Origin of the sequence: Pseudomonas batumici (assembly GCF_000820515.1) — a bacterium.
Taxonomy (GTDB): domain Bacteria; phylum Pseudomonadota; class Gammaproteobacteria; order Pseudomonadales; family Pseudomonadaceae; genus Aquipseudomonas; species Aquipseudomonas batumici.
The window spans coordinates 126,325-147,311 of record NZ_JXDG01000037.1 but is presented as its reverse complement, the minus strand read 5'-3'; the positions used below and the strand labels follow the sequence as shown (position 1 = coordinate 147,311).

Below are 20,987 nucleotides of genomic sequence, written 5' to 3'. Positions count from 1 at the left end.
GTAAGTCCGCCTTGGGACTCAAACGCCTGTCTAGCGGCGTTGAGTTTTATTTGACACAACTCAAATAGATATCAATCGACGGCCATCGGTGCTCATGGCCCACTTGTTCAGGTAGCCGAGGTCATTCCGCCTCTGGCCTGACAGGAAGCCTCACATGACCACCCTTCTTCACATTGATGCCAGCGCACGAACTGATCGTTCCCTCAGCCGAAAACTCTCGAAAGCATTTGTCGAGGTATGGGTTGAGCAAGATCACCAGGCAGATGTCATTACCCGTGACGTAGGCCACAACCCTCCTCCGTTCGTCACCGAGGACTGGATTGCCGCTGTATTCACCCCAGAAGAGCACATGACTGTCGAAAAGCGCGAGGAGGTCCGGCTCTCGGATGAGCTGATCGATGAAATCGATCGTGCCGACGTCATCGTTATCGGGACTCCGATGTACAACTACGGTATGCCGGCTTCCCTCAAATCCTGGTTCGACAAAGTGATCCGGATCGGCAAGACCTTTACCTTTGATCTGGCCCGGGGCGACTATCCCCTGGAACCCATCATGAGCGGCAAGAAGTTGGTCATTTTGACTTCGCGAGGTGAATTTGGATTTGGCCCGGGCGGTGTTCGCGAGAATATGAACCACCTGGAGACTCACATTCAGACCTGTGCGCACTATCTTGGCGTGAATGAAACCCACGTTATAGCCATCGACTACCAGGAGTTCGGCGACGCTCGCCATGAGGCTTCCATTGCTGATGCCTTCGATGCCGTTCCAGTTCTGGTCAAGCAGATGATCGAAGATCGATCCTTGGCGCTGCGGCAGGCGTCAGGAAACAAGCTCCAGCCGATTTCCCGACAAGCTTTCTCTAAACGATTTTGCTTCGCTCAGCAGCCACTCCCTGAACAACGAGAGGCTTCGACGTGAGCCGGAGCTTGTGTTTTCTATCAAGTGGTAGGTAAAACCCGGCAAGGCCGGTCCTTCCACTCGACGCATGCGGCCGGAGCGAAGCTCATCGTCAATCAACACATTGCTGCACAGCAGCAGCCCCAACCCTCGCTCCAGCGCATGTAACGCGAGGGTTTCTTCGCTGTACCAGGAAATACGCAAATCCCTGGGGGTATCCTGCTCGCCCCGGGCAAGCCAGGCTGACCAGGAGGGCGCTTCGAGCGCCTGATTCTTCCATTTGAAAGCCAGCAGGGAGCGGTTGTGAAAGTCGCTGATCGTTGCATTGCTATCAGCTGGAAAAAAGCTGTTGTTCGCCACTGCAACATACTCATCCTCGAACAACACCGGCCCCCGCCCATCCGCGTCGGCCGGGCCATATCGAATAGCCAGATCGATGCTCTCGGTGCGAAGATCCACGACCTTCTCCGAGGCATGAATGTGAACCGTGATGTTCGGATAAATTGCGTTGAATTTTGCCAGACGAGGCATGAGCCATCGCTCGGCAAACGCGCGCGTGGTGGAGAGCTGAATGGCATCCCCCTCCTTTGGCGCACCTATCAGGGCAAAGGCCTGGGCAATCTGCTCAAAGCCGTCGTGCAATAGCGGATAGAGCGTTTTACCCACGGGGGTAAGGGTCGTTGTGCGGCCCCGCTCCAGGAGTTTTTGCCCCAACCCGGCTTCCAGCTGACGGACCTGATGGCTGACCGCAGCGACAGTGACGAAGAGTTCGTTGGCCGCTGCAGAAAAACTCCGGTGGCGCGCTACCGCCTCAAAGGCTCGGACGGAATTCAAGGGTGGTATTTTTCGCATGGCCTTCTCCAGAGACTTATCCATGTGCTACCTGTTTTGGCAGCACGACTCACACGGCCATGCGCGTTAGCCCCCGAGTAGAAATCTTAGCAACAAAGCCCGTGCCGAGCGCAGCTACGGATTACAGGCATTCCTGCGCGGCACGTTTGAAACTCGAAGGCGTGAAGCTCGACGCCAGCAAGTGGCGCTCATACAAAAACACCTTGCCGCCGTTCGGCGCCTTGTGGGCTTCCAGCACGTTGTCAGCCGCCATTTTGCTCGGCACCACGATCCGGTAGCCGCCCTGGGTGTGCGAGACCGTCGGAGTCAGTCCACTGCCTTGCAATTTCGGAACTACGCAATCTGCGTACTCGGAAGGCGTTTTTTTCGTCTGCAAGATCAGCGTCGGGTCGTTCGGCGCGGAAGCACAACCCGCCAGCAACAAGGAGGCAAAAGCCAGGGCGGGAACCAATAAAGGGCGCATCAGTGAAGTCCTGAATTAAAAAGTCGGGGTCGTTGAGCGACGTATTCAAAGCTGGCAATTGTCCTCTATCACCTGACAAAGCAAAACTGGCATTTCTTGATTGTTACTATCACTTGAACCGATAGTCACGCCGCATGCAGCCAGATGACGGCCTTTGCTCACGCCGCCTGTCACTCACACCCGCGTCTTCAAATCCGCTACGCAAGGCTGGGAGCGCTATATTGGTAGCTGTAGTGGCTGCACCCGCTGACGTCCTGCTACGTCGACTTGGCTGGAACACCCCCGGAAAGAGGCTCGATCGTGAACAAACAAGACACCGTTTTCTGCCGTCTCCTGAGTGAAATCGCCCAGGGCAAACACGAGGTCAAGGATCCCGCCGAAGTCGATACGCTGGAAAAGTTGATCAGCTTCGACTATGTACAGGCCGTGCCCGACGTCAGCAACCAGCAACTGGTATACAACAATGTACGGATGACCAAAATGGGCACGGCTTTCCTGACCTGCAATGCACCCGAGCATCCCATCAGGTAGGCGTTGCGTCCGATACCCAAGATCACCTGGCCACCCAAGCTCCACTAGGACGGAGCCCTCGATATCAGTAGCTCCCTCATGGTTTCAGCCATCAAATCCACGCTACTCTAAGTCAGCGGCCGCCATGATTTCTCCGGGCATTTCCGGGAGGTGCCAGCCGTACTTGAGATATCAGGTGATGAGCCAGATCAAACGCATATCCGGTTGTACCCAGGCGCTTTGCGCAATGCTCCTGTCCGTATGGCTATTGCTGACCTATAACGCGTATGGCGCACCCTCGCCCATTGAACTGTTTATCCTCGACGCTCCGCCACTGACGGTTGTCGATGATGCCAAAGGTCACGGAATCGTCGGAGATGTCGCCCTGATGGCCATTGCCAAGGCTGGCTATATCGCCCATATACAGGCGCTCCCCTGGGCCAGATCGCAAAAATACGTCAGCGAGAAGCAGGACCTCCTGATAGCTCCCCTGTCACGCACTCCGGAGCGTGAAGATCGCTTCACCTGGATCGCGCCCATCATGACCATGGAGCGCGCTTTTTTCAGCCTGGAACACCAGGTGAGCAGCTTTGCGGAAGCCAAGCGGGTTTACCGCGTGATCGGTGTAGGCCTGGGCAGTGCGCAGGAAGAGATCCTGCGTGCGCAAGGCTTCAGCAACGAGCAGATCTACCCGTTGACCATCGGTGACAATCCCGCGCAAATGCTCTTGAAGGGGCGCATCGATGCCTGGTTCAACGGTGTCCCGGAGAGCCAATACATCTGGCCCAAGGTGTCTGAACGCACACTGCTCATGAGTCCGGTCATGAGCACCGTGGATCTCTATCTCGCCTGCTCGAAGCAGTGTTCCCCCGAACAGGTACAAGGCTTGCGCGACGCGGTTGAAACGCTTCGCCGGGACGGTACCCTGGCGCGGATACAAAAGCGCTATTTGTCGCAGGAGTGAACCCTGCCCCTTTGTATCACAGTGTGTCTCAAGAGCACTGCGATGCATGGGCTTACACCCGATGGTTTTCTTGAAACAGGCCAGATACCTCGCTGCGTTCAACTATGAACCAGCCAGCACACCTGACCCATCGTTTCGAAGGAAACCTCAACATGAAGACGCCTCTGCCGAACCCTAAACCCGAGCAAAAACGCCGCCGTCTGGTCGTCCCGTCCGTCCTCGCTTTCACGCTGATGCCGCTCGGCGCCCTCGGTCTTGCCAACGCACAAACCGCCAACACCGACGCCGCGCCCAACGTCAGCACCACCGGCGCAGCCCCCTCCTCCTCGTTCGGGCCGCTCAAGCATATCAACGCCGGTGTGCTGGACGTGGCCTATGCCGAGACAGGTCCTGCCGAAGGCCCGGTGGTGATTCTTCTGCACGGTTGGCCCTATGACATCCACAGCTATGACGAAGTCGCGCCACTGCTGGCGGCCAAGGGCTACCGGGTGCTCATGCCGTATGCACGCGGTTATGGCGACACGCATTTCCTTTCCGCCAAGACCGTTCGCAATGGCCAACCGGCCGCACTGGCCAGTGATGTCATCGACTTCATGGACGCGCTCAAGATCAAGCAAGCCGTGCTCGGAGGCTACGACTGGGGCGCGCGCTCGGCTGACATCGTCTCGGCACTCTGGCCGGAACGGGTGAAGGCGCTGGTCTCGGTCAGCGGGTATCTGATCGGTAACCAGGAAGCCGGCAAGACCCCCTTGCCACCCAAGGCCGAATTGCAGTGGTGGTATCAATACTACTTCGCCACCGAGCGGGGTCGTGCCGGCTACGAAAAGAACACCCACGACTTCGCCCGGTTGATCTGGCAAACGGCGTCGCCGAAATGGGCATTCGACGACGCCACGTTCAATCGCAGCGCCGCCGCCCTGGACAACCCCGACCATGTCGCCATCACGGTCTTCAACTACCGCTGGCGCCTCGGCCTGGTTCAGGGCGAAACGAAATACGACCCCTTGGAGCAGAAGTTGGCCAAGGCCCCCTCCATCAGCGTGCCGACCATCACGCTTGAAGGCGACGCCAATGGCGCACCGCACCCGGCGGCCGAGGACTATGCCAAACGCTTCACCGGCAAGTATGAGTACCGGCTCATCAAGGGCGGCATCGGCCACAACCTTGCACAAGAAGACCCACAGGCCTTTGCCCAGGCAGTGATCGACGCTGATCACCTTTGACGCCCATTGAAAGGAGCGTTCCGATGAGAGACCGCGACTCAAACGTCGGAATGCTCCTCGGCGCAGGCACCGGGAACGGATGTTCGCTGCCAGGCCCGCTGCAACAGATCAATGACCTCCTCATCCGACGTCTGGGAGAAATCCATGTACCAATAGCCGATCGACATGAGCCATCCGGGGATGAGCGGGCAGATCAGTTCGTCCACTTCCATGCGCAGCATCTCCGCCGTATCAAAGGGTGCAACCGGCACGGCGACGACAATGCGAGACGGCGCCTGCAAACGCGCCGCCCGTATCGCCGCCCTCATCGAGGCCCCGGTTGCCAGGCCATCGTCGATCAGCACCACCACCTGCCCCTTGAGTTGCACAGGCGGGCGCGTTGCACGGTATACCTGCTCGCGACGCAACAGCTCGCGCGCTTCCCGTGTGACCACGGCGTCGAGCGTTGCCCGATCAATCGAGTAAGCCCGCAGCGTCCCTTCATCGACGTACTGTATACCGCCGCTGGCAATGGCCCCCATGGCGAACTCCGAGTGCGATGGAACCCCCAGCTTGCGCACCAGCATCAGGTCCAGGCGAACGTCCAGGGCCGTGGCCACCTCATAGGCCACCGGAACACCGCCACGGGGTAAGGCAAGGACGATGACATCGGGCCTGTGGGCGTATTTGAGCAAGGGTTCCACCAGGCTCCGGCCGGCAGCCACCCGGTCAGGCAAGAGGGTTTGCAACGAGAGATCATGAGTCACTGGAAACCTCCCCAGGCAATCGTGCCTGTCGGTTCGTATCCAGGAGGTTCCTTTTCTGGAATAGGGGTTCTACAACACCTGTGTCCTTGCAGGCTCCATCAAATGACTATAGGCCAACACCTCCCCCTCGACACGGATGGCCACCTCATCCCCTGGCCGCGGGCATAGATGCCCCGGTAACCGTGCAATCAGCGCCGTCGATGAGGTCGGCTCAGCCAATAGACTCAGGTGCACACAGGCATCGTGGCCGTAGTAATCCACCTTCAGCACCCTCCCCCTCGCCTTACCGGCGCCCCACTCTACGCCATCATGGACGGCTGAAAGCCTGATCTGCTCTGGTCGCAACAACACCTGTACCGGTCCGGCGGGCATGGCCGCCATCAGGCGCAAGGATCCCAGGGCACACCCAACGTTGGCGCCATCGGCGATCCCGGGCAACAGCATGGCATCGCCAACAAAGCGCGCGAGTTCCGGGTTCACAGGCATCCGGTACAACTGCTCGGGACTCGCCACCTGCACCAGTTCACCCTTCCATAACACCGCTACCTGGTTTCCCATCGACAACGCCTCGGACTGATCGTGAGTGACCAGCAAGGCGGTGGCGCCGGCCGCCGACAAGGCCTGCGCCACCGCCTGCCGGGTTTCCACGCGCAACGCGGCATCCAATGAGGAAAACGGCTCATCCAGCAGGACCAATGCCGGCGCCGGCGCGAGTGCCCGTGCCAGCGCCACCCGCTGCTGCTGCCCGCCGGACAATGAATGCGGTGATCGATCGGCAAAGTCGCCGGGCAAGCCAACCAGTTCCAGCAACTCGGCGACCCGGTGGCGAGCCCTGCGCAACGGCCGTGACAGGCCGAACACGATATTTTCGGCCACCGACAGGTGCGGAAACAGCGCGCCCTCTTGCGGCACATAGCCGATATGGCGCTTCTCCGACGGAACAAATACGTTCGGGCCGCAGACCTTCTGCCCATTGATCTGAATCGTCCCCGCGTCACCGCGTTCGAAGCCGCACAGCAGGCGCAACAGCGTGGTCTTGCCGCTGCCGGACGGACCGAGAATGGCCACCAGGCTGCCGGAGGCCACCGACAAGTCGACGCCGCGCAAGACCGGGGTGTTGCCAAACGTTTTGCGCAGGCCACGAATTTCTACATCAGCCATGTCGATACCTATGGTTGGAAGCTACCCAGCACTGCCGATTTGCCGAACAACGACATCAGCAGCCAGGTGGAAAACAGCGAAATACCCACCAGCATGGCGGCATACGGCGCAGCGGCGGCAAAGGCCAGTGCCGAGGTATCGACCCAGACCTGGGTGGCCAGGGTCTGGGTACCGATGGGCGACAGCAACAAGGTGGCGGTCAGTTCCGTGACGATGGTGATGAACACCATCGAGGCCGCGGCACCGATGCCAGGCCCGGCCAGCGGCAAGATCACCCGCCATGCCGTTTGCCACCAGCGCAGGCCCAACGAACGAGCAGTGTCCTCGAGACGGGGTTCGATCTGCCCCAGGGTGGCGTGCACCCCCACCAGGGCCAGCGGCAAGAACAGGATCGAATAGGTGAGCAGCAACAAGGCCGTGCTCTGGTAAAGCGGTTGAATGAACCGGATCGAGATCGAAATCACCGCCAAGGCGATCACGATTCCAGGGACGCCCTGCCCCAGATAAGCAATACGCTCCAGCAAGGTGCTGATACGGCCTGGATAGCGCGCCAACAGGAAGCCCAGCGGCAAGGCAAGCACGGTGGTGAGCAGCGCTCCGGCCAAACCAAACCCGAGGGATGCACAGGTGGTACTGATCAATCGCTCCAGCGACACTTCAACCGGCGTCACGGCGGCCTCGCTGTGCTGCAGCAGCCAATAGCCGATCATGCCCAGGGGAACGCCCAGGGTGGTCGTCGTCAAACCGGCAAACCCACCCCATACCAGCCATTTCGCCCTGCCCAGTCCGTAACGAGTGGCCGCTCGGCGTGTGCCACGGTCGAGCCGGTCATAGCGCGTGAGCCCGCGCACCTTGAATTCCGCCACCAGGCACATCAGGCACAACAGCACCAGGACGCAGGCGAGCAACGCCGCACCGGAGCCGTCGAAGCTGGCGCGATATTCGGCGTAGATCTCGGTGGTGAAGGTGCGAAAGCGCAAGAGCGCGAATGCGCCAAACTCGGACAGCACACTGAGCGCCACCAGCAGGACCCCGCCCAGCAGCGCGGGCTTGAGCTGCGGCAGCACCACGCGAAAGAAGCAGCGCCACGGCCCCAGCCCGAGGGAACGGGCGGTTTCCTCCAAAGCCGGGTCCATGCCCCTGAGCGCCGCGGATACCGGCAGGTAAACCAGCGGAAAGTAGGCGGTGGTGACCACCAGCAAGGCACCGGCGAAGTCCTGCAACGACAGGCTCAAGGAGACCCAGGCATAGCTGGTGATAAAGGGTGGCACCGCCAGCGGCACAGCCGCGAGCACCGCCCAGACACCTCGACCTGGCAGATCTGTCCGCTCGACGAACCAGGCCACCGCTGTGCCTATCAACGCCGAGGTGAATGTGGCCATAGCGACAATGAGCAAGGTATTGACCGCCAGTTCGCCGACAATCGGCCGGAACAACAACTCGATCGCGTCATCGTAGCCGAAGCCGGCCGCCTGCTTCAGTGTGAAGGCCAATGGCACCAGCACCAGCAGCGCCACACCGACACAGACCACCAGAAGTCCGAACGGTGTACGCCGTCCGGACTTGACCGCAACGGTCAGGTTGGCCATTTACAGCAGGCCGGCCTGGCGCAGCAACTTGACCGCGTGGCTATCGTCACCCAGCGTTTTCATATCCAGCGCTGGCGGTGCAAGCTGGCTGAACGGCGTGAGCAGAGGATCAGGAGCCACGCCTGCGCGCAGCGGATACTCGTAGGTCACCTTGCTCTGTGCCATCAGTTGTTGAGCGCTCTCGCCGGTCAGATAGGCGAGGAACTGATGGGAAGCGTCCTGGTTGTGCGTGGTCTTCAGGACAGCGGCGCCCGAGACGTTGATCAGACCGCCGACATCACCGTTGGCAAAGTGATAAAGCGCACTGTGCGTGCCCTTGTCGCCCAGTTCGGTATGCAGGCGGGCCCAGTAGTAGTTATTGATGATGCCAGTAGCGACCGCGCCCCGGTTGACGGCGGCGGTCACGCCTTCGTTGTCGTTGAAGATCTGCGAGTTGCTACGCAGGCCCTTCAGCCACTGCAGGGTGGCGGCTTCGCCCTTCATCGCCAGCACCGCGCTGACCAGCGGCAGGAAATCGCCATCGGCGGGAGCAATGGCCAGCTTGCCTTTCCAGGCCGGGTCGGCCAGGTCGAGCAGCGAGCTCGGCAATTCGCCAGGCTTGCTCAGCTTGGTGTTGTAGATCAGCACGTTCTCCCGTGCCACCACGCCGACCCAGTCGCCGCTCGGCGAATTGTAGCGAGCCGGGATAGTGGACAAGGTGGACGGCTGCACTTTCTCCAGCACGCCCTTCTCTTCCAGCAACATCAGCTCAGGGGAGTTAGAGGTGAAATACACATCCGCGGGCGAGGCACTTCCTTCGGCCAACAGTTGCGCCGCCAGTTCCGGCCCTTCGCCGGTGCGCACTTTTACCGAGATGCCGGTCTGTTTTTCGAAATCCTTGACCAGCAGATTGACGGTCTGCTCGTGCTGGGCACTGTACAGGGTCAGTGAGGCCGCCTGGGAAACACCGCCAGTCAGCAGCGCGGCGGCCAGGCACGCGAATTGGAAGGTGCGCGGCAACCTGTTGTTAAAAACCTTGAAAGACATTCGCAATACTCCGGATACAGCGATGATTACAGCCCAGGGAGCGCATCCCCTCGAGGGATGCGCCCTGCTCGACAGCCCTTAGCTGTCGAGCCCTTCGAACAACCCGGCACCGATGAACGAACCCTCGCTGGCACCTGGTGGGCAGGCAAAGATCGCGCTCCCCACATGGGTGGTGAACTGGTTCATGATGTCCTGGGTGGCCAGTTTCTTGTTGATCTTGATAAAGCCGCTGCGCGGGTCGCGCTGGTAAGCCACGAAGAACAACCCGGCATCGAGCATCATGCCCTGGCGCCATGGCGGCCAGCGCTCGGCATAAAAACCCACGCCGTCGTTGTAGGAGTAGGCGCGTCGCAGGATCTGCGCGCCGTCGTTTTCGGCGGCGGCCGACAGGCGCGCATGGGCATTGTCCGGGATGACCGGGTTGCCCTCCTTGTCCACGGCTTCAAGATCCAGCGGATCGGATTCGTGGGCCTTGCCCAGCGGTGCGCCGTTGGCTTTGTAGCGGCCCACCACCTCCTCCTGAAAGCCCAGCTCCGTCTTGTCCCAGTGCTCAAGCGAGATACGGATGCGGCGCACTACAAGGTAGGAGCCCTCCTTCATCCAGCCGCCTTCGTCACCGACCCAGACCACCTTGTTCATCGTTTCGCTGCTGCGGGTGGACGGATTGTTGGTGCCGTCCTTGAACCCCATCAGGTTGCGCGCGGTACCGCCGTCGGCCGGCGGGCTGGTGAAGCCGGATTGCATCCACTTGATCAGGGCCACGCCGTCCGCCAGGGCGAGCAGTTCGCGCAAAGCATGGAAAGCCACCTGCGGATCGTCGGCACAGACCTGGATGCTCAGGTCGCCGCCGCACTTCTCGGCCACCAGTTGGTCGCCATTGAATTTCGGCAGGTCGACCAAGGCCTCCGGGCGCCGCGAGGCGAGGCCATAGCGGTCCTTGCCGTCGCTGATGAACAGCCCCGGGCCGAAGCCAAAGGTCACGGTCAGGCGAGCGGCCTTCAGGCCCTCCGCCGAACCGCCATCCAGTGGCGCGGCATCCTTGGGCGCAGTCAGCGGCCGCGCGGTCTCGCCACGGCTCAGGCGGTTGGCCGCCACGGTCCAGCGCTTGAGCAGCGCGATCACGTCCGCCCGCGCGGTGGTTTCCAGATCGAACGCGGCAAACAGCGAGTGCGTCTGCTGCGCCGTCACGATTCCGCCCTGGTGCACGCCATAGAACGGCTCGACCCCGGACATCGCCCGGGCAGCGGCACGGGGCTTGGCCAGGCTTTCGGCGGCGACCGCACCGCCTGTGCCGATCACGCCCGCGGCAACCGCCAGGCTGCTGGCGGCACCGAGGAAACGCCGTCGGGACAGGCCGGGAGCACTGTCGTCGTGTCTGTTCATTTGGCCAGCACCAGCATGTTCACGTCGTCTTCCACGTAGTAGAAACCGTCACCGCTGGGGGTCATGGCAAGGCCGAACAGATCGCCGTTACCAGGCGGGACCTGGGCCTTGTTGGCGTCGATCCACTGGGCATAGAGCTGCTTGCCGGTCTGTGGATCGATCTCCACGACCTTGCCGTTCAAGCCATTGGTGGTCAGCAGATGACCGTTGGGCGCAGTGGCCAGCGCCAGCGGACGCAGCAACATCCCGTCCTTGGTCAGCGTGCGGCCGACACCCGCGCTGGTGGTACGGGTCGTGGCATCCCAGATTTCGCTGATGCGGTTGGCGAGCGTATCGGAGACGTACAACTTGTCGTCCTTGCCCATCGCCAGGCCGGTCGGCCCGACGAGAAACACACCTTTGTCAGCCTGTGCGCTGAAGCCGCTGCCGACGACGGTCTGGCTGTTGATCACCGGTGGCTTGCCTTCCGGAATGGTCAGGTCCAGGCGCAGTACCGTGGACTGGATCATCACCGGTGGCGTCCCTTTCGCGCTGCCGACACCAAAGCCCGCATTGCTGACGAACAGCGTCGCGGTGGAACCGTTGTCGATGACGGCCATGTTGCCCCAGGGGTCGTTGATGTTCGGACCGGACCAGACATCGGCGACCTTGCCGTTCGGGTCCAGCACCACCAGGCAACCCGCGCCCTTGGTGTCGGTGGTCCCGTCATTGCTCGGGGTACTGCCGACGATCACCCAGCCGCTCTTGAGCATGGTCATCGCGGTACTGAGGCCCACGCCCCCCGGGCATCCGGGCAGGTCATGGGGTAGTTGGGCAAACAACGACATCTGCTTGGTGGTCGGGTTGTAGTCGACAATGGTGCTGCCGACACCCTGCAGGTTGGCCGCGTTGTTGAAGTTGTCGACCAGTACGTCATCCTTCTGGATTTTCCCGGCGGACACCGGTGCCACGGCAATGGCGTACGGGTTCTGGTCGCCATTGTCCGGAACCGTGGACGTCAAGGTGAGGTGCTTGTGGATGTTCGGCAAGAAGCCCTGGGGCTCATCGGCGTGTGCCGGCAGGACGACGCTGAAGGTCAATAGCGTGGCCAGGGCCACCAGGCCCTGGCGCAGGGGCGGCAGGCTCGAATACGTCATGCAATACTCCTGGTTTCTCGAAGTCGACAGACCCTGTCAGGCAGGGCCGAAATCAAACAAGGCGGGTTGCTGCGGCCAGGCGAGGGAAAACCGCCCGGCCATCCCCCGCTCTAGAGGGTGATGTTGGTGCGCAAGCCCCAGACCAGCGTGTCGCCCATGCGCAGCGTCGGGTCATCCGGGTTCTGGCCAGCCCCCGGATTGAGCGTGTACTGGATGTCCGGCTGCAGTTGCAGCCAGGGGGTCAGTTGGTACTGATAGGTCGCTTCCAGGTAGGTTTCGCCGTTGCGCATGCGGTTGCCAGCATCGAGATCCAAACCGGCGGCATTGCGGCCGACCTTGGCGTAGCCCATCCCCAGGCTGACCGTATCGGTATCGCGACCTTCGAAGGGCGCGGTCAGGGTGATCCCGGCGTTGGCACTGAAGCTGATCAGGTTGCGGTCACCCGGAGCGCCCATGAGCCGGGTGAACACCCCCACCGAGCGCGCGCTGTCCGGGGCCTTACGCCAGATCATCTGGTCGGCCACGGCATACACGCTGTAGTTGCCCGAGTGCTGGGCCGCGTTGCCATTGCTGTTTGGATCGGCGAGCGACAGCCTGTCGGTGCCGTAGCGCTGGTCGGCGAAGTCCTGCGTGTTGTACCAGGCACCGAGTTTGTAGGTACCCGGCAGGCCGGCGTTGGCGGTTTCCGTCTGGCCCAGCGAGGCCTGGTTGACGCCGTACTGCAGCTCGGCGATGTACAGCGCGCCGGTGTGCAGGTCGAAGTTGGTGCCGTGGGCGTTCTGGCGCTGCGGATCACCCTCGTTGGTGCCGGCCGGGTTACCGTCGTAGACACCGGCGAGCACGGTGATCGCATCGGTCGGATGGACCCGCACACGGATCCCCAATGCGGACAATGGATAGGCGGGACCGCCGGCCGGCATGTCGTAGGACGGCACCGCCGGCCAGCCGAACATGGTGTTGACGAAGGTGCTGGCGTACTGGCTGACCATGAATTCCTGGTCGATGCTTTGCTGCCCGGCGCGGACGTCCAGGGTCTCGTCGAGGAATTTCTGCTGGTACCAGGCCTCCCACAGGCGGGTACCGGTGTTCGCCTCGATGCCGCTGGCGGTTTGCAGCGTGCCCAGCTTTTCCGAGCTCAGGTTGCGCCCGTGAATGCTCACGCCACTGATGTTGAGGGTGCCGCCGGCCAGGCCGAAGAGCTTGAGGGTGTCGAGCTTCAGCGTCATGGTGGTCAGACCGTCATAGGCCCCGCCGCGCTTCAAGCCGCCCTTGGCATTGTTCAGGTATTCGCTGGTTTCCGTCAGCGCCAGGGTCGCGCCAACACCTGCGAGGGCCGAACGCAGCCCGCCGATATCGCCGAGCATGTTCTGCCGCGTCCAGAAACCGGTCCACTGGTTGGCCGGCTCAGCCTTGATCGCCAGGTCGGCTTCGGGCAGGTCGGCGGGGTTGACCTCGTCGGTGGCCACGGCTGGATTGCCGGCAGCGGCTGCTTGCGCCGCATAAGCGGGATTGACCCATAGCCAGGCGACGGAACAAGCCAGGGCTGTCGACAGGACAACACGCTGTGTGGATCGGTGGTACGACGTTGCGCGCATCGATGACTCCAGTAGAACTTGATCCTCGCTGCAACGCGGCACACCAGCTTTGGCCTCGGCGCTCAGATCAAAACGATAATCTTAATGAGAATTGGTATCGAATTTGCGCGCATGGTAGGCCCTGAATTTATTTAATTCAAATTGTTTCAGATGAAACTTTTCCCTCGAAGATGAAATTTGCTGATTTGCGCCGGAACTGGCTTGACAAGAAAAGACAGACCAGGCCTGCCAGTTAAGAAATCTGAAGCCGAGCACGATTTTGTGGCGAGCGGGCTTGTCGGAACGCCGCACCGCCGCGCTCAGCTGCGAAGCAGTCGTAAAACCGGTCATCTCGATCTGTCTGATAGACCGAGTTCTCAGGTTTTAGGGCCGCTTCGCGCCCCAGCGCGGGCAAGCCCGCTCGCCACAGGCCACAAGCCACAAATCTCGGCCAGACTTGAGTGAGGGTGTCGCTGTCAGTGCGCAGTCAGCAAGGGCGTCACCAACTGATCCAGCAACGGCTGATCGATTTTCGGCTCTCCCACGCTACCGTCCTTGCGCACCACGCCATGCCTGTCGATGACGTAAGTCATCGGCATGCGCCAGACTCGACCGAATCCCTTGAAGTCGGCATCGCGCTGGAACGCCGCCGGATAGCTATAGCGCGCCATCACCTTGTGCACCATGGCGTCGTCTTCCGGCTCATCCATGCTGATCGCGATGATCTTCAGCCCCTCGCCTTTGTGCTGCTGGTAATAGGCTTCCATGGCCGGCATTTCCTCTCGGCACGGCTCGCACCAGGAGGCCCAGAAATTCACGATCACCACCTGGCCGGCCTGTTTCTGCAGGTCAAAGGTCTCGCCAGTCAGCGTTTTCGCTGTCAGATCCGGGGCATGCTCACCCACATCAACCGCCCACGTGGGCAGGCAAACCAGGCTGCAACAGAGCGCAAGCCATGGCAGTCGTCTTTTGGCGTACATCGGGTTTCCCTCGCTGTCATTGATCACTAGAACGCGTAACGCGCGCCGATGGTCGCGGTATAGCGCGGAGCAAGCTGCACACCGTTGACATTCTGGTACACCGGCACCTGGACGAAGCTGTACAGCGAGGTCTTCTTGCCGACCGGCACCGTCACCCCCGGGCTGAGGTAGGCCAGCGTGCCGCCGGTACTGACGGTGTCGGCATTGGCGCCCTCATCGCGCTCGACATGGCGCACATTCAACTGGATTTGCGGCATGACGTAGGCGTTGCCCATGTAGCGCAGACCGACATTCAGGTTTATTCCATCGCCAGGGCGGTAGTGATCGCTTGAATCCAGCGCCCTCTGCAGCAGGGCCTGGCCGAAGTAGTCCCAGTTCTTGTTGAGCGTGTCCATGTAATAGACCCCCAGGATGCCGTCGGTGGTCCCGGTGCCCGGTTGCAGGCCGCGATCGATCGCGACCGGGCCTGGAGCCGTCGGATCGGTCGAGGCAGCGGTATCGTCATGAGCCCCGGTGGGCAGTTTCAAGCCGAACATGACCCCCAGGTTATGCTGCGGTGTGAAGCCCTGGTAACGACCGATGACCTTGATATCGCCGAGACTGGAGGTGTGCGAGCTGTACTGGCCGCCGCCATCACCCGGAGTGACACCATCCGATGCGGTGCCCAAGGTGCTATGGCTGCGGAAGATATAGGGTACTTGCAGGTCCACGCCCCAGCTCGCATTGAAGCTGTAGTCCAGGCCCATCGTCAGGTAGTCGTTGCGCGTGTACTTCTCGACTTCCTGGGGGTTGCCGTTGTTGGAGATCTGGCTCGCGGCGCCGGGAGAAATGCTGTGGCTACCGCTGCGCAACTGGTTCTGGTTCAGGTAGTCGTAACGCAGGTCCAGTTTCAGTCCCGAGGAGTTGCTGATACCGAGCGTGTCCCAATCGGAACTGAGGGTGCAGCCGCAGCTGGCGCAGGCCAGCGCGAGGTGTGGGAAGAAAGCGGTGACAGACAAAGTCGCGAGCGGCAATAGGCTTCGGCGGGTACGGCGCAGTGATGGCATGACCATGGGTTTGGCATTCCTGAATTAAGTTGCAACGCATAGGGGCAAACCTCCCAAGCAGGCCGGGGAGGATTTGTCATCGCAAGGAAAATCAGGAAAAAGCCGGTGGACCGCGCGGCTCGGAGACCAGCCAGACGGTGCTGGCATAGTGTGGGTAGATCGTCTGCGCAAGGACTACGTCAGCGCGGCCGGACTGCTGCCACTGAACGACGCTGGGCGGTAAACCGATATCCACGGCATGGACGACGCACAGCAGGCAATGGCATTCGTGATACTGGTCCGGCGTGGGATCGTGGCTGCCGGGGGCCTGGACGTGTCCGGTCATGCCGGCCATGTCGCAGTGTTCGCCCATCGCCAGCGGCTGCCCATGGGCAGCCGGCAGCAACAGCATCATGCTCGGCAGCAATGCCGCAAGCATGGCCAGGCAAATGGCAAGCTGACGCAATGAGTGGGGAACCCGGGACCTGGACACGAAAATGACGTCGCTGAGGGTGATGGGCGGCAAGGGTGACAAACAACAGTCCCCCATACAACGTATCGATACGGGCTGCGGCATTGTGCCGCAATCCGTATCGTTTCGCAGAATAGCGCAGGACTGCCCAGCACGCCTGCCTGAAAGGTTTCAGCCCAGGTCGCCGCCTCCCACCGGCAAGGTCACGCCGGTGATGTAGGAGGCCTCGTCGGAGGCGAGGAAAAGAATCGCCCCGGCCTGTTCGTCGATGCTGCCGTAGCGTTTCATCAGGCTGCTGTCCACGGTCTGCTCGACGATTTGCCGGTACCAGGCCTGTTCATCCTCGCTTTGAGCCTGTGGGTTACGCGGAATACGTCGCGGCGGCGCCTCCGTACCGCCCGGTGCCGTGGCATTGACCCGAATCCCGCGACCGGCGGTCTCGAAGGCCAGGCAAGCGGTCAGTGCGTTGACGCCGCCCTTGGCAGCGCCATAGGGCACCCGGTTGACTCCGCGCGTGGCCACCGACGAGACATTGACGATGGCACCGCTGCCCTGCTCCAGCATGTAGGGCAACACCGCATGGCAGCACCACAGGGTCGGGAACAGCGAGCGGCGTACTTCGGCTTCGATCTCACTCTCCTGATAGTGCTCGAAAGGCTTGGCCCAGATGGTTCCGCCGACGTTGTTGACGAGGATATCGATTCGGCCGAAACGCTCCTGGGCGGCGCGCATGACCTCCATGCAAGGAGCGTGGCACTCCAGGTCGGCGGTGAGGGTGAGGGTCCGTTCGCCGCGCAACTCGTGGATCAGTTCGGAACGATCCACGGCGACCAGCCAGGCGCCCTCCTCCAGCAGCCGTTCGGCCACCCGTCGACCGATCCCCTGGGCCGCGCCGGTGACCAGCGCGACCTTGTCCTTGAAACGTGGGTTCATCACGATCTCCTCAGGCGGCATCGCCGGTCACGATGCTGTTGGGGGTGAACTTCTCGTAGTGGAAGCTGTTCGGGGTCACGCCCTGGGCATTGAAGTGCTGCCGTACGGCATCGACCATCGGCGGTGGCCCGCACAGGTAAACGTCGACGTCCCCCTCGTTGAGTACCCCGGGCACCAGGTGCTGGGTCACATAACCCTGACGCGAATGCTGCGTTTGCGGGTCGGACACACAAGTGACGAAACTGAAATTCGGCAAGCGCTCACGGAACCCTTGCAGCGCCTCGAGCATGACCAGGTCCTGGTCCCGGGACACGCCATAGACCAGGCTGATCGGCTGGCGCTCGTTGCGCTCGGCGAGGACTTCGAGCATCGACAGGAACGGTGCCAGCCCGGTACCGCCGGCGAGGAACAGCAGCGGCCGAGTGACCGGGCGCAGGTAGAAACTGCCCAGCGGCCCGGTCATCGACAGCTTCTCCCCCGGTTGGGCGCGGCCCAGCCAGGCACTCATGAGCCCGCCCGGGACCTGCTTGATCAGGAAGCTGGCGTGGCGTTCGCCAGGCAGGCTGCTGAACGAGTACGAGCGGGTCTGTTCACTGCCGGGAATGCCGATGTTCACGTACTGTCCCGGCAGGAAGGCCGGCGCCTGGTCGAGCTCGAAACGGACTTCCAGGGCCGCGTCGGCATGGGCGGTGATGCCGGCCAGGGTCGCGTCGAAGCGCGAGGTGCCGGTCTTGCAGGCGCTGGACGGCACCGGCACGGCCAGCACACAGTCGCTTTCGGGAACCATCTGGCAGGTCAGCACCCGCCCCTGCTCGACTTCATCGGCACCCAGCGCTTCCTCCAGATAGTCTTCGCCGAGGTCGTAGGCGCCGCTTTCACAGCGGCACTTGCAGGTGCCACAGACGCCGTCAGAGCAGTCCATGGGCAGGTTGATACGTTGGCGAAAGGCGGCGTCGAGCACCTTCTCGCCCACTTTGCAGTCGATGAAACGGGTGACCCCGTCCTCGAAATTCAGGGCTATGCGATACGTCATGGGAAAGCCCCTCAAATGTGATAGATATCAATGACCTGGTGGATGTAGTCGTTCTTGAGTATCACCTTCTTGCGGGTGATCAGCGGTTGTTCGCCACTGACGTCAAGGCGATAGAACGAAGTGCCGAAGTACGAATCCGTGGTCTTGTAGCGATGGCTGAGGGTGTGCCAGTTGAAGCGCAGCTCCACTTCGCGCTCATCGCCGCCCAGCACTTCCAGGTTGGCGATCAGGTGCACGGTGCGCGGTTGCGGCGTGCTGGCGCTGGAGCGTTCGGTCTTGATCCGGAACACGCGGTCTTCCAGGCCGTCGCGATTGGGGTAATAGATCAGCGAGATCTCGCGCTGCGGATCTTCGGTGAGGCTGTCGTGGTCATCCCAGGCGGGCATCCAGAACTCCGCTTGCGGGCTGTAGCATTGCAGCCATTCGTCCCATTGGCGGTCGTCGAGCAGCCGCGCTTCGCGGTAGAGGAAATCCAGCAAGCGGTCACGTGAAAGGCTCATACCTGACCCTCCTTGTCCGTGACGATCAGGCTGCCGCGCTCGCTTTCCAGTGCCCTGAGCAGGCTGTCGGCCCAATACGCGTGCTGGCGCACGAACAGACCTTCGTCCTCGGTCTTGATGCCGCTGAGCTGCGGGTTCATGCCCATCGCCCGGGCATTCTCGTCGGCGCCCTCCAGCCATTGTTTCGCGCCGCGGCTGAGGTCGTTCCACAATGGGATCGAGCCCTGGTAGCCGGTCTGGCAGGAGCGGAACTCCTCCAGGTCATCGGGCGTGCCCATGCCGCTGACGTTGAAGAAGTCCTCGTATTGGCGAATGCGGGTCGCGCGCTCCTGATCGCTTTCGCCCTTGGGCGCCATGCAGTAGATCGTCACCTCGGTCTTGTCGACCGCGATCGGCCGCACCACACGGATCTGCGTGGAGAACTGGTCCATGAGGTAAACGTTGGGGTACAGGCACAGGTTGCGGGTCTGATCGACGATAAAGTCGGCACGTTCCTGGCCCAGGCGCTCGACCAAGGCCTGGCGATGGGCATGCACCGGGCGCACTTCCGGGTTGAGCAGGCGGGTCCAGAGCAGGATATGGCCGTGCTCGAAGGCGTAGACGCCACCCAGGCTTTTCGACCAGCCATTGGCGTCCACGGTGCGCGTGCCCTCGGCTTCATAGTTGCGCCGCTGCATGGTTGCCGAGTAGTTCCAGTGCACCGAACTGACGTGGTAACCGTCGGCGCCGTTCTCGATCTGCAGCTTCCAGTTGCCGTCGTAGACATAGGTCGAACTGCCGCGCAGCACCTCCAGGCCTTCGGGGGCCTGGTCGACCATCTGGTCGATGATGATCCGGGTTTCCCCCAGGTAATCGCTCAACGCCGGGACCTGCTCCGACAGGCTGCCGAAGAGGAAGCCGCGATAGTTTTCGAAGCGACCCAGGCGTCGCAGATCATGGGAACCGTCACAGTCGAAGCTGTCGGGGTAGGCACCGGTCTTGCCATCCTTGACCTTGAGCAGCTTGCCGGCGTTGCTGAAGGTCCAGCCGTGGAACGGGCAGGTGAACGAACCCTTGTTGCCTTGCTTGTGTCGGCAGAGCATGGCGCCACGGTGTGCGCAGGCGTTGACCAGGCCATGCAGCATGCCCTGCTTGTCACGGGTGATCACCACCGGCTGGCGGCCGATGAAGGTGGTGAAATAGTCGTTGATCTCGGGCACCTGGCTTTCATGCGCCAGATAGACCCAGCCGCCTTCGAAGATGTGTTTCATCTCCAGCGAAAACAGTTCGGGGTCGGTGAAGATGTCGCGGCGGCAGCGGAACCTTCCGCTGGCGGGGTCTTCCTGAACCGACTCGCCGATCTGCCGGGCGAGTCTGTCGAGTGTGTCGGTCATGGGCGGGGCCCTCCATTGTTCTTGTCTCAGGCGCCCTCACCTTATGCCTCCCCTGCCCGCCGCAATATCCACCGCCTGCATATCGCTATCCGTTCAGCGCAGCCCCCTCATGCCGACGCCGCCAGGTCTGCGAGGGCAACTCGCCAAAGCGTTTGCGATAGGTTTCGGAAAAGCGTCCCAGATGCAGGAAACCATGATCCAGGGCCACTTCGGTGACACTGCGGGCGCCCGGCAGCTGCAGCACCGCATTCACCCGCTCCAGCTTGCGCTGGCGCACATAGTCGCGGGGCGAGAGGCCGACATGCCGTTCGAACAGCAGGTACAGCGAGCGCTCGCTGACCCGCGCCACCTCGCGCAATTGCTCGATACCGATCTCATCGCGCAAATGTGCCTCGATAAACTGGCGTACCGCCTCGAAGCCGCCGGTTTCCTCGGCATCGGGGCTGACCCGCCGCACATTGCTCGCCAACAGGCCCAGCAGCTTGCTGGCGACAATCCGCTCGTACAGCACCTGGACCTCGGGCCCGGCGCCACTCTCGGCCTCGTGGCAAATCAACGTCATCAACTGCACGAAGCCGTCCAGCCCGGCCAGGTCGCGACGCTCGCTGTCGAAGCGGATACCCTGGCGCGGCAGCAGCCAGTGCTGGTCCAGGCAGGCATTTTCCAGCAGTCGCACCGGCAGCTTGACGATGAACTTCTCGCAATCGGCCGAGTACGTCAGGTCGACCGGATCGTCGGGGTTGATCAGCAGGATCTCGCCGGGGCCGTAGATCCGCTCCTCGCCCCGGGAGATCGAGCGGCAATGCCCGCTCAGCAGGATCTGCAGGTGATAGATGCTTTCCAGGGCCGGCGACATCACCTGCACCCGGGCGCCATAGCTGAGGCGGCACAGGTCGAGCGTGGAAAAGGTCCGGTGGTTGATGCTCGCCTGCGAGCGCCCCTTGGGCGGCAGGTGAATGCAGTGGTTGCCAACATGCTGGTTGACATATTCGGAGACGGCGTAGGGGTCGGCCTGTTCGAAGATCCGGCTGCGCTCACTCAACAGGGTGGTCATGGGATAAGCCTCTCTTGTTGTTCTATCAAGGCTGGGCAACGACAAAAGCCCCGCGAGCAGGCGCTCGCGGGACTTTTGTCGGCGGAACGAGG

General features: G+C 61.9%; 21 protein-coding genes. 4 read left to right on the top strand and 17 right to left on the bottom strand.

The genetic code is table 11. The features are described 5' to 3' along the window. The first annotated feature begins 154 nt into the window (after positions 1 to 154). Complete coding sequence (locus tag UCMB321_RS30100; protein ID WP_084615034.1) at positions 155 to 919, top strand: FMN-dependent NADH-azoreductase; 765 nt, start codon at positions 155 to 157, stop codon at positions 917 to 919. On the opposite strand, the gene UCMB321_RS14580 is transcribed toward UCMB321_RS30100, so the two are convergent. Then, positions 821 to 1,774 carry a LysR substrate-binding domain-containing protein gene (locus tag UCMB321_RS14580; protein ID WP_245220800.1) on the bottom strand — a complete coding sequence of 318 codons (954 nt, stop codon included), beginning with the start codon at positions 1,772 to 1,774 and terminating at the stop codon, positions 821 to 823. The genes UCMB321_RS30100 and UCMB321_RS14580 overlap by 99 nt on opposite strands. Positions 1,775 to 1,871: 97 nt before the next feature. Continuing rightward, on the bottom strand, positions 1,872 to 2,213 hold the full coding sequence (locus UCMB321_RS14575) for a hypothetical protein (protein WP_040067929.1): 342 nt from the start codon (positions 2,211 to 2,213) through the stop codon (positions 1,872 to 1,874). A gap of 300 nt (positions 2,214 to 2,513) precedes the next feature. On the opposite strand from UCMB321_RS14575, the gene UCMB321_RS14570 reads away from it, so the two are divergent. The 3 genes from UCMB321_RS14570 (at position 2,514) to UCMB321_RS14560 (ending at position 4,910) form a co-directional block, all read left to right on the top strand. After that, entirely contained in the window at positions 2,514 to 2,744 is a 231-nt protein-coding gene (locus UCMB321_RS14570; RefSeq protein ID WP_040067926.1) for a hypothetical protein, read from the top strand. Positions 2,745 to 2,922: 178 nt separating this feature from the next. Next, positions 2,923 to 3,687 (top strand): substrate-binding periplasmic protein, encoded by a 765-nt coding sequence (locus UCMB321_RS14565; RefSeq protein ID WP_245220799.1) that lies wholly within the window; start codon positions 2,923 to 2,925, stop codon positions 3,685 to 3,687. A gap of 152 nt (positions 3,688 to 3,839) precedes the next feature. After that, entirely contained in the window at positions 3,840 to 4,910 is a 1,071-nt protein-coding gene (locus UCMB321_RS14560; RefSeq protein WP_040068024.1) for an alpha/beta fold hydrolase, read from the top strand. Between the two features lie 38 nt (positions 4,911 to 4,948). Here the strand turns inward: UCMB321_RS14560 and UCMB321_RS14555 are convergent, their stop codons facing one another. The 15 genes from UCMB321_RS14555 to UCMB321_RS14485 form a co-directional block, all read right to left on the bottom strand. Continuing rightward, on the bottom strand, positions 4,949 to 5,656 hold the full coding sequence (locus tag UCMB321_RS14555; RefSeq protein ID WP_040067921.1) for a phosphoribosyltransferase: 708 nt from the start codon (positions 5,654 to 5,656) through the stop codon (positions 4,949 to 4,951). 69 nt (positions 5,657 to 5,725) lie between these two features. Beyond that, positions 5,726 to 6,817, bottom strand: coding sequence for an ABC transporter ATP-binding protein (locus tag UCMB321_RS14550; RefSeq protein ID WP_040067918.1), 1,092 nt, complete (start codon positions 6,815 to 6,817; stop codon positions 5,726 to 5,728). A gap of 8 nt (positions 6,818 to 6,825) precedes the next feature. Next, positions 6,826 to 8,406 (bottom strand): ABC transporter permease, encoded by a 1,581-nt coding sequence (locus tag UCMB321_RS14545; RefSeq protein ID WP_040067915.1) that lies wholly within the window; start codon positions 8,404 to 8,406, stop codon positions 6,826 to 6,828. Continuing rightward, entirely contained in the window at positions 8,407 to 9,432 is a 1,026-nt protein-coding gene (locus tag UCMB321_RS14540; protein ID WP_040067913.1) for an iron ABC transporter substrate-binding protein, read from the bottom strand. It lies immediately after the preceding gene. A 78-nt stretch (positions 9,433 to 9,510) separates the two neighbouring features. Further along, positions 9,511 to 10,815: an iron uptake transporter deferrochelatase/peroxidase subunit gene (gene efeB, locus UCMB321_RS14535; RefSeq protein WP_040067910.1), complete on the bottom strand. Its 1,305-nt coding sequence runs from the start codon at positions 10,813 to 10,815 to the stop codon at positions 9,511 to 9,513. Then, entirely contained in the window at positions 10,812 to 11,951 is a 1,140-nt protein-coding gene (locus UCMB321_RS14530) for an NHL repeat-containing protein (RefSeq protein WP_040067909.1), read from the bottom strand. The genes efeB and UCMB321_RS14530 overlap by 4 nt, the downstream gene beginning before the upstream one ends. A 110-nt stretch (positions 11,952 to 12,061) precedes the next feature. Further along, positions 12,062 to 13,546 (bottom strand): carbohydrate porin, encoded by a 1,485-nt coding sequence (locus UCMB321_RS14525; protein ID WP_040067907.1) that lies wholly within the window; start codon positions 13,544 to 13,546, stop codon positions 12,062 to 12,064. Positions 13,547 to 14,001: 455 nt separating this feature from the next. Next, positions 14,002 to 14,430 (bottom strand): TlpA disulfide reductase family protein, encoded by a 429-nt coding sequence (locus UCMB321_RS14520; protein ID WP_245220798.1) that lies wholly within the window; start codon positions 14,428 to 14,430, stop codon positions 14,002 to 14,004. Positions 14,431 to 14,531: 101 nt separating this feature from the next. Further along, complete coding sequence (locus UCMB321_RS14515) at positions 14,532 to 15,557, bottom strand: TonB-dependent receptor (RefSeq protein WP_040067902.1); 1,026 nt, start codon at positions 15,555 to 15,557, stop codon at positions 14,532 to 14,534. Positions 15,558 to 15,642: 85 nt separating this feature from the next. Next, the gene (locus tag UCMB321_RS14510) at positions 15,643 to 16,065 is read right to left on the bottom strand and encodes a DUF2946 family protein (RefSeq protein WP_167337442.1); all 423 of its coding nucleotides are present in this window, start codon (positions 16,063 to 16,065) and stop codon (positions 15,643 to 15,645) included. 108 nt (positions 16,066 to 16,173) lie between these two features. Further along, a complete protein-coding gene (locus tag UCMB321_RS14505; protein ID WP_040067897.1) occupies positions 16,174 to 16,935 on the bottom strand; it encodes a 1,6-dihydroxycyclohexa-2,4-diene-1-carboxylate dehydrogenase in 762 nt (253 codons plus the stop codon). Positions 16,936 to 16,945: 10 nt separating this feature from the next. Then, a complete protein-coding gene (benC, locus tag UCMB321_RS14500; RefSeq protein WP_040067894.1) occupies positions 16,946 to 17,968 on the bottom strand; it encodes a benzoate 1,2-dioxygenase electron transfer component BenC in 1,023 nt (340 codons plus the stop codon). 11 nt (positions 17,969 to 17,979) lie between these two features. Next, positions 17,980 to 18,468, bottom strand: coding sequence for a benzoate 1,2-dioxygenase small subunit (gene benB, locus UCMB321_RS14495; protein ID WP_040067892.1), 489 nt, complete (start codon positions 18,466 to 18,468; stop codon positions 17,980 to 17,982). Further along, positions 18,465 to 19,841: a Rieske 2Fe-2S domain-containing protein gene (locus UCMB321_RS14490; RefSeq protein WP_040067890.1), complete on the bottom strand. Its 1,377-nt coding sequence runs from the start codon at positions 19,839 to 19,841 to the stop codon at positions 18,465 to 18,467. Before UCMB321_RS14490 ends, benB begins: the two co-directional genes overlap by 4 nt. A gap of 85 nt (positions 19,842 to 19,926) precedes the next feature. Further along, on the bottom strand, positions 19,927 to 20,895 hold the full coding sequence (locus UCMB321_RS14485; RefSeq protein WP_040067888.1) for an AraC family transcriptional regulator: 969 nt from the start codon (positions 20,893 to 20,895) through the stop codon (positions 19,927 to 19,929). Between the last annotated feature and the right edge of the window lie 92 nt (positions 20,896 to 20,987).

What these genes read in the sequence shown, in the direction of transcription:
- benB (WP_040067892.1), bottom strand. Translation starts at nt 18,468, where the DNA reads ATGAGCCTTTCACGTGACCGCTTGCTGGATTTCCTCTACCGCGAAGCG.
- UCMB321_RS14550 (WP_040067918.1), bottom strand. Translation starts at nt 6,817, where the DNA reads ATGGCTGATGTAGAAATTCGTGGCCTGCGCAAAACGTTTGGCAACACC.
- UCMB321_RS30100 (WP_084615034.1), top strand. Translation starts at nt 155, where the DNA reads ATGACCACCCTTCTTCACATTGATGCCAGCGCACGAACTGATCGTTCC.
- efeB (WP_040067910.1), bottom strand. Translation starts at nt 10,815, where the DNA reads ATGAACAGACACGACGACAGTGCTCCCGGCCTGTCCCGACGGCGTTTC.
- UCMB321_RS14515 (WP_040067902.1), bottom strand. Translation starts at nt 15,557, where the DNA reads ATGGTCATGCCATCACTGCGCCGTACCCGCCGAAGCCTATTGCCGCTC.
- UCMB321_RS14505 (WP_040067897.1), bottom strand. Translation starts at nt 16,935, where the DNA reads ATGAACCCACGTTTCAAGGACAAGGTCGCGCTGGTCACCGGCGCGGCC.
- UCMB321_RS14485 (WP_040067888.1), bottom strand. Translation starts at nt 20,895, where the DNA reads ATGACCACCCTGTTGAGTGAGCGCAGCCGGATCTTCGAACAGGCCGAC.
- UCMB321_RS14490 (WP_040067890.1), bottom strand. Translation starts at nt 19,841, where the DNA reads ATGACCGACACACTCGACAGACTCGCCCGGCAGATCGGCGAGTCGGTT.
- UCMB321_RS14525 (WP_040067907.1), bottom strand. Translation starts at nt 13,546, where the DNA reads ATGCGCGCAACGTCGTACCACCGATCCACACAGCGTGTTGTCCTGTCG.
- UCMB321_RS14530 (WP_040067909.1), bottom strand. Translation starts at nt 11,951, where the DNA reads ATGACGTATTCGAGCCTGCCGCCCCTGCGCCAGGGCCTGGTGGCCCTG.
- benC (WP_040067894.1), bottom strand. Translation starts at nt 17,968, where the DNA reads ATGACGTATCGCATAGCCCTGAATTTCGAGGACGGGGTCACCCGTTTC.
- UCMB321_RS14545 (WP_040067915.1), bottom strand. Translation starts at nt 8,406, where the DNA reads ATGGCCAACCTGACCGTTGCGGTCAAGTCCGGACGGCGTACACCGTTC.
- UCMB321_RS14575 (WP_040067929.1), bottom strand. Translation starts at nt 2,213, where the DNA reads ATGCGCCCTTTATTGGTTCCCGCCCTGGCTTTTGCCTCCTTGTTGCTG.
- UCMB321_RS14560 (WP_040068024.1), top strand. Translation starts at nt 3,840, where the DNA reads ATGAAGACGCCTCTGCCGAACCCTAAACCCGAGCAAAAACGCCGCCGT.
- UCMB321_RS14580 (WP_245220800.1), bottom strand. Translation starts at nt 1,774, where the DNA reads ATGGATAAGTCTCTGGAGAAGGCCATGCGAAAAATACCACCCTTGAAT.
- UCMB321_RS14565 (WP_245220799.1), top strand. Translation starts at nt 2,923, where the DNA reads ATGAGCCAGATCAAACGCATATCCGGTTGTACCCAGGCGCTTTGCGCA.
- UCMB321_RS14540 (WP_040067913.1), bottom strand. Translation starts at nt 9,432, where the DNA reads ATGTCTTTCAAGGTTTTTAACAACAGGTTGCCGCGCACCTTCCAATTC.